The sequence below is a fragment of the Rhodococcus sp. EPR-134 genome, assembly GCF_001647205.1.
Lineage (GTDB): Bacteria > Actinomycetota > Actinomycetes > Mycobacteriales > Mycobacteriaceae > Rhodococcus_F > Rhodococcus_F qingshengii.
This window is the reverse complement of sequence record NZ_LVCT01000656.1, coordinates 1-6055: the sequence shown is the minus strand read 5'-3', so window position 1 is coordinate 6055 and position 6055 is coordinate 1. Positions and strand designations below refer to the sequence as shown.

Sequence of the window (6055 nt, the reverse complement as noted above, 5' to 3'; positions counted from 1 at the left end):
GCTTTCCAGCGGAATGCCAGAGCGTCGGGACTCATGGGCTGAACGAACGGTGACCTGGTGCAGATCTCCTCTTCCGACAGGTTCTGTTCCATCTGTCAGTGCATGCAGAGAGATACCGGGATACGTCCGAGTGAGTCCGGAATTGAGCGCCGATGGGATCCAGTGGACTAACCCCAATGGAAAGGTCATCACGTCGCCGTACTCGAAGACCAGTACTTGCGGTGATGTTCCAGTTCCCGAAGGTTGGCGCGCAGTCTATTTGACCGTAAACAGCCCTGTCCCGGTCTACAACGGAACGGAGGCTGAGACTGTCCCAGAAACATTGACGAGCGAGCGAGTGCAAACCAGTCTCAAGCTCGGAACCTCCGGATGCGCTCTTGTGCCAGTCGAGTCGTGGTTGTGGAATGTGGATGAGCAGGTCGAGGTAGATAGTCCGAATGTCGTTGTGGAGTGGCCCCGATGAGCAATTACGAAGCCGTTCGACGCGGTGACCAGGTACGAAGGCGTACAACCTGGCAAATCATGCGAGGAAAACTCAAGGCAAAAATTGCGGATTACCCGATTCTGTCCTCGACGTTTCTGTTGCTTCTCGTGCTCTACATCTTCGACGCTGAGATGTGGCTCTTGGTCAGTGTGCTGCTGGTGTGCGTTGTAGCAATGGTCTACCTGAGAGACAGAACGAAGGCTCGGCGTCGCAAACGTCGTACAGCTCGATGGTGGCGAGGAACTCCGGAAGTTGCAGGTGCTGCGGCCAATCTCGGTCTGATCAATTCCTCTGGACAGCCTCCTCTCATTCGGAGTTATAAATTTTCGGACGACGGATTGACTCGATCAGTCGCTTTCGACCTTCCGACAGGCATCACGGGAGAAGACATGACATCGAAAACGGTCAAAATAGCGGACGCTTTCGGTGCTCTACGTGCCAGTTTCACTAAATTAGAGCCGCGCCGGGTCGAGCTACTTCTGATCGACGCAGACACCATTTCTCAAGCACGAGATGCAGCATGGCTCAGTGACGTCGAGGACTCATCGGCCGGCACATTGAAGGAAGAGGCCGGCGGCATACTCGGGGACACTCGGCCCTGGTGGGAGCAAGAAAAGGATCTTCCGTTCGACAAAAGCACGGACGCCTGATGGATCAAACAGACACGATCCCGATTGCGATTGGATGGAACGAACTAGCCCAACCTGTCCTGGTCGATATAGCCAAAGATGCTGCTCACTGGCTCATTCAAGGCAAAACCCGTTCCGGAAAATCTCAATGCACCTACAACCTGCTCGCACAGGCTGGATCGAATCCCGCTGTGCGTGTCGTCGGAGTCGATCCCACTTCCGTCTTACTAGCCCCATTCGTCCACCGAAGACCCGCTGAACCGAACATCGAGCTCGGACTGAACGATTTTGACAAAGTCCTCCGAGTCCTCCAGTTCGTCAAAGCAGAATCCGACCGACGAATTGAGTGTTTCTGGGATCGACGCATAGACAAAATTTCTTTGTTCTCGCCAGCACTACCTCTCATCCTGCTCGTACTGGAAGAATTTCCCGGAATCATCGAGGGCGCACAGGATTTCGATGCAACCAACGGTCTGAAACCAGCAGATAGATACGCACCCCGCATCACATCGCTTGTTCGACAGATCGCTGCTCAGTCGGCCAAAGCAGGCATCAGAATGTTGCTCTTGGCTCAACGTGCGGAAGCTTCCATCGTGGGCGGAAACGCTCGCTCGAATTTCGCGGTGAAAATGACTCTCCGCGTAGACGAACCTGAATCTGTCAAAATGCTGCACCCCAACGCAACACCTGAAGAGTGCGCACTGGTCGAAGGATTCGTCCCTGGTCAAGGCTTCTTCGACCAACCCGGACTACGGCGCCAAATGATCCGAACGGTTCGCGTGGGTGAGTACTCGACCTACGCGAGTTACGTCGAAAACGCAGACCTCGCGTATGAAGCCGCACTGAACATCGACCGAGCACAACGAATGACAATCGCCTCGGAATACCGACATCTCGGCGACATAGGCTGACAACCGAACACACAGGAGGACATACCTTGATCGGCTACCCGACAGACGCAATCCCGGTAAACACCTACATTCGACAGCAATTTGAGAAGGTTGCACATGAGGCAGGAGAAAAACTTGCTTCACGCCGAAACCTGCCCACGGAACGAGTCGTAACGACTGCACTCCGGATCAAATCAGGCTGGCCGAATGATCATCTCGTAATAACTGAAATACTCAGGGCCAGGGTAGGTTTGGAAGGCCAAGCTGTCGTTGACGAACTTCGCGGCATGCAGATCACCGATGACGACCTTGGTGCACTAGTCGGTCCACGATGGGTCAGTTCGATGACCGTGTTCGCAATGTCTGAGCTGCTTCTAGGCGATGAACTCGGAAAGCTCAACGATTTACGCGGTGACGATTGGAAACGTGCTAGTGACTCAGCTGCTGAAGTTGGACGATCACTGGGCCTTAAATACGACATTTCGGACAGCGAGGGAGCCGAACGAGATTGGTGCGCTGCTCGAGGGGCGGCATGGGCTGTCGCAATGCATGAACACCTCGAGGGACGCGATTTCGAAACTCTGACCGCACCGTGGATCAGTCTTGTCCGACCGAAGTTCGTTCAACTCTTCATGGACAATGCTGATCGACCGTCATTTGTTGCCCAGGTCTACGACGAGCTATGCAGCCATTCTGGAGGTCATGCAATTCTGAGTGCAGCAGATCAGAGGGTTGATGTGTGAAGCACGAAGCTACGGTATTCATCCTTCGTCTAGCTGTCGGCATTTACGATCATCGCGGGCCTGATCTGTGGGGTGGACATGATGTCTACGGCTGGATTTACGCTGGTGAACGCGCTGAATCGTCTGAAATTCTTGCTGCGATGTGCTGCTATTACACCCCCGACTACGCCCGTGAAGCCGGATTCGACATTGAAGCACTGGGTGAATACCGGGGTCTGTTCGATGCACTGGTGAAGACAAGCAGAACCCCGGAAGAGAAGGCTGGCGTTGTTGAAGCATGGGGACTCGCCGCGGACTAGCGGCTTCCCGACACGCCGTACTGACCAGCAGATCAGCGATAAACGCTGTTTCTGCTGGTTAAGTGGATAAAAACCAAATAATCGATGAACCTCGAAGTGGAGTATCCGAGCTGAACTAGCTGGATTTACTCCGAAAATACGAGCGGCGACGAAGGGTGTTGGACCACCCTGCCGCCGCCTTCGAGGCTCCTACTTGACTAGGACCCCGCTCGTTATGACCAGCGTAAGTGCTGAACACCTTTCCGGCAAAGACCGGTCCCCTGTCCTCGTGTCGTCCGACAAGCGCGGTGTCCGGCACGAACTTCGACCCAAACTTCAACAAATCACCACGTCAGAAACTTTTAATGCGTGCGGCCGGCCGATTTCCGGCGTGAACGGTGTGACCATCGTCAACGGTCCCAAAGGTTCCGGATTTGGAGGCCTTCGCTCCTGCGGAAAGGGCTGGATCTGCCCCTGCTGTGCGGGAAAAGTCGGCGCACATCGAGCAGACGAAATTTCTCAAGTTGTTGCTCATCAACTCGGGACTGGATCTGTTGCGATGGTGACCATGACCATGCGCCATACCGCCGGGCAGCGTTTGCATGATTTGTGGACTGGACTTTCGGCAGCCTGGAAAGCTGCGACCAACGGCCGCCGATGGCGTACCGAACGTGAAATGTACGGCTGCGACGGATACGTACGAGCTGTTGAAATCACACACGGTAAAAATGGCTGGCACGTTCACGTCCACGCTCTACTCATGTTCAGTGGTGACGTGAGTGAGAACATCCTCGAATCCTTTTCAGATGCGATGTTCGATCGTTGGACTTCCAAACTGGTGTCTCTGGGATTTGCTGCGCCGCTACGGAGATTTGCTGAGCCACTACCTAATTCAGATGGTTTGGATGTACGAAAAGGTGGCTTGGATGTACGAAAAATCGGTAGTGAAGATGATCAAGTTCTTGCTTCATACCTGACGAAAATTGCATCCGGGGTCGGTATGGAGGTCGGTTCAGGTGACGGAAAAAGTGGTCGGCACGGCAACCGTGCACCTTGGGAAATCGCCGTTGATGCAGTCGGAGGGGATCCACAAGCGTTGGAACTCTGGCGCGAATTTGAGTTCGGTTCGATGGGACGCCGAGCAATCGCATGGTCTCGTGGACTGCGCGCGCGAGCTGGTCTTGGCGTAGAACTCACGGATGCTCAGATTGTCGAACAGGAAGAATCTGCCCCGGTCATGGTTGCGATCATTCCTGCTCGGTCCTGGATGATGATTCGGAACTGTGCGCCTTACGTTTTCGGAGAGATCCTTGGACTCGTGGAAGCGGGCGCGACCTGGGAAAACCTTCGTGACCACTTGCATTATCGATTGCCTGCAGCGGATGTGCGGCCTCCGATAATATCGATTCGTAAGTGAAATGTCTTGCTGTGCAACAACTTTCACTCGTATGAACCACACTTGAGGGCATCCCCCCGATACTTGCCGCTTTGAAGCTGGGTGTCTCTCTGTCAGGGCTGCGATAGCACCGCGTAGCGGCTTGGCCTTGACAGAGAGACGGCCTGTTTCATGGTTGGTCTCGGGGGGCTGACCGGGCAGATAGAAAAAGGCCGGCCGATTTGGCTGCCGACTATTTTTGCAGGTAAACCCATCTCATGAGCATCAATGAACGTCCCGTTGGTATCGCAGCGAATGCAGCTTCGGTAGACGTCGATGGCGTTGTGATGGGTGTGTATCTCTCGCTTTATGGGCAAGAAATCACGCTAGATCGAGATGATGCGTTCCTGCTCCTCGATCGACTTCAGGACGCGTTGCGACCTCAAGCCAACTAAGAACCCTCCAGATGGTCTAAACGAGGCGCAAACTCGCTCCTGGGCCTGCGGGCGGAGCACCGAAGCGCGAGCGGAGCGGAGCGCGTAGGTGGGGGAGCCTGCGGGCAGCGGCGGCGGAGCCGCCGCCTAGGTAATAGGTGATCATCGGGGCCATAGCAGGTCAGAGGATGTTTTTACGATGACTCATGCTCACCACGCCAAGTACTGATGGTCGACGGTGAAACATCTGCAACGGTGGCAACGGTTCGGCTGCTGACGTCAAGTTCGTCAACGAGAAAACGAGAAATGGATTTGCGCAGCTCAGAGGCAGTTCCCACTACAGATGTGATGTCTGCGAGAGCCTGTAGCCAGAATTCGCGTTGAAGCCCGGCCTCTCGTAGCTCCATTGCGACAGTCGTGGAGTCGTGCGCGTTTTGAATGGTCTGCCAGGAGTGTGACAGATCCACAGAGGCCTGCTTGATGACCTGCATCTTTCGTTCGGTTTCTTTGCGTTGAATCATCGCGCGAACCTCTTTCTCGTCCATACGGACAGCTTATTGAGTGATCAACCACAAAAAGTGTGCAGTCGATGATGGTTTGTGCAGCAACTGGACACTACGCGATATTATGTGTACGGTTTGAAGTGTAGATGAACAAGTGTTGCTGAATCTGGACACTTAAGCCATAAGCTGTATCGGACTCGATCAAAGGAACTCGCATGAATGTTCAGCTCGGAACGTCCCTCCCCGTCGCAACTACCGCTGATCAGTTTCCGGTGTTCGTGGCCGGTATGGACGACCCGATCAAGCCGGTTCAGGACAAGCTCACTCCCGACGGCCGTGTGAAGTATTCGACTGGTGCACTGCTTCGAGTTGCGCGCAAAGATGGAACTGTCGCGACGGATAAGACAGCATCCGTGCACGTCATCAATCCGCCGAACGAGCCGTTCAGTTTCGGCACGATCTATCGAGCAGAAGGCCTTGTCTGGGTGCAGCCCTACATGACGGGAATGGATCGTCTCGCACTGTCCATCACGGTCGAGAACCTGGTTCCAATGCCTGCGGCGGCCGTCTCCGCACCTGCTCGTAAGAGCGCGGACGCATGACAAAGCTGGTTTCACGAATCGCGATACCGATTGTTGCCTTGCTAGTCGGACTGATTGTTGGCCTGAATATTGTTGGCACACAAGACATTAAGCTTTCCAGCGGAATGCAAGAGCGTC

The 6055-nt window shown here is 54.5% G+C and carries 8 protein-coding genes; 7 read left to right on the top strand and 1 reads right to left on the bottom strand.

Features of this window, described 5'->3' with window-relative positions; translation table 11 throughout:
* The first annotated feature begins 459 nt into the window (after positions 1–459).
* The 6 genes from A2J01_RS28580 to A2J01_RS36080 all read left to right on the top strand — a co-directional run bounded on the left by A2J01_RS28580 (position 460) and on the right by A2J01_RS36080 (position 4854).
* Positions 460–1134 carry a hypothetical protein gene (locus A2J01_RS28580; RefSeq protein ID WP_064114082.1) on the top strand — a complete coding sequence of 225 codons (675 nt, stop codon included), beginning with the start codon at positions 460–462 and terminating at the stop codon, positions 1132–1134.
* Positions 1134–2024, top strand: coding sequence for an FtsK/SpoIIIE domain-containing protein (locus tag A2J01_RS28575; protein ID WP_064114081.1), 891 nt, complete (start codon positions 1134–1136; stop codon positions 2022–2024). The genes A2J01_RS28580 and A2J01_RS28575 overlap by 1 nt, the downstream gene beginning before the upstream one ends.
* A 26-nt stretch (positions 2025–2050) precedes the next feature.
* The gene (locus tag A2J01_RS28570) at positions 2051–2746 is read left to right on the top strand and encodes a hypothetical protein (RefSeq protein WP_156519434.1); all 696 of its coding nucleotides are present in this window, start codon (positions 2051–2053) and stop codon (positions 2744–2746) included.
* A complete protein-coding gene (locus A2J01_RS28565; protein ID WP_064114079.1) occupies positions 2743–3045 on the top strand; it encodes a hypothetical protein in 303 nt (100 codons plus the stop codon). The genes A2J01_RS28570 and A2J01_RS28565 overlap by 4 nt, the downstream gene beginning before the upstream one ends.
* A gap of 214 nt (positions 3046–3259) precedes the next feature.
* A complete protein-coding gene (locus A2J01_RS36085) occupies positions 3260–4441 on the top strand; it encodes a protein rep (RefSeq protein ID WP_156519433.1) in 1182 nt (393 codons plus the stop codon).
* 236 nt (positions 4442–4677) lie between these two features.
* Positions 4678–4854: a hypothetical protein gene (locus A2J01_RS36080; RefSeq protein WP_153939867.1), complete on the top strand. Its 177-nt coding sequence runs from the start codon at positions 4678–4680 to the stop codon at positions 4852–4854.
* A gap of 173 nt (positions 4855–5027) precedes the next feature.
* Here A2J01_RS36080 and A2J01_RS28555 read toward each other — a convergent pair whose 3' ends face one another.
* On the bottom strand, positions 5028–5378 hold the full coding sequence (locus A2J01_RS28555; protein ID WP_064114077.1) for a hypothetical protein: 351 nt from the start codon (positions 5376–5378) through the stop codon (positions 5028–5030).
* Between the two features lie 173 nt (positions 5379–5551).
* Here A2J01_RS28555 and A2J01_RS28550 point away from each other — a divergent pair, with 173 nt between their 5' ends.
* On the top strand, positions 5552–5938 hold the full coding sequence (locus A2J01_RS28550; RefSeq protein WP_011197454.1) for a hypothetical protein: 387 nt from the start codon (positions 5552–5554) through the stop codon (positions 5936–5938).
* Positions 5939–6055 lie beyond the last annotated feature (117 nt).

What these genes read in the sequence shown, in the direction of transcription:
- A2J01_RS28555 (WP_064114077.1), bottom strand. Translation starts at nt 5,378, where the DNA reads ATGGACGAGAAAGAGGTTCGCGCGATGATTCAACGCAAAGAAACCGAA.
- A2J01_RS36085 (WP_156519433.1), top strand. Translation starts at nt 3,260, where the DNA reads ATGACCAGCGTAAGTGCTGAACACCTTTCCGGCAAAGACCGGTCCCCT.
- A2J01_RS28580 (WP_064114082.1), top strand. Translation starts at nt 460, where the DNA reads ATGAGCAATTACGAAGCCGTTCGACGCGGTGACCAGGTACGAAGGCGT.
- A2J01_RS28550 (WP_011197454.1), top strand. Translation starts at nt 5,552, where the DNA reads ATGAATGTTCAGCTCGGAACGTCCCTCCCCGTCGCAACTACCGCTGAT.
- A2J01_RS28575 (WP_064114081.1), top strand. Translation starts at nt 1,134, where the DNA reads ATGGATCAAACAGACACGATCCCGATTGCGATTGGATGGAACGAACTA.
- A2J01_RS36080 (WP_153939867.1), top strand. Translation starts at nt 4,678, where the DNA reads ATGAGCATCAATGAACGTCCCGTTGGTATCGCAGCGAATGCAGCTTCG.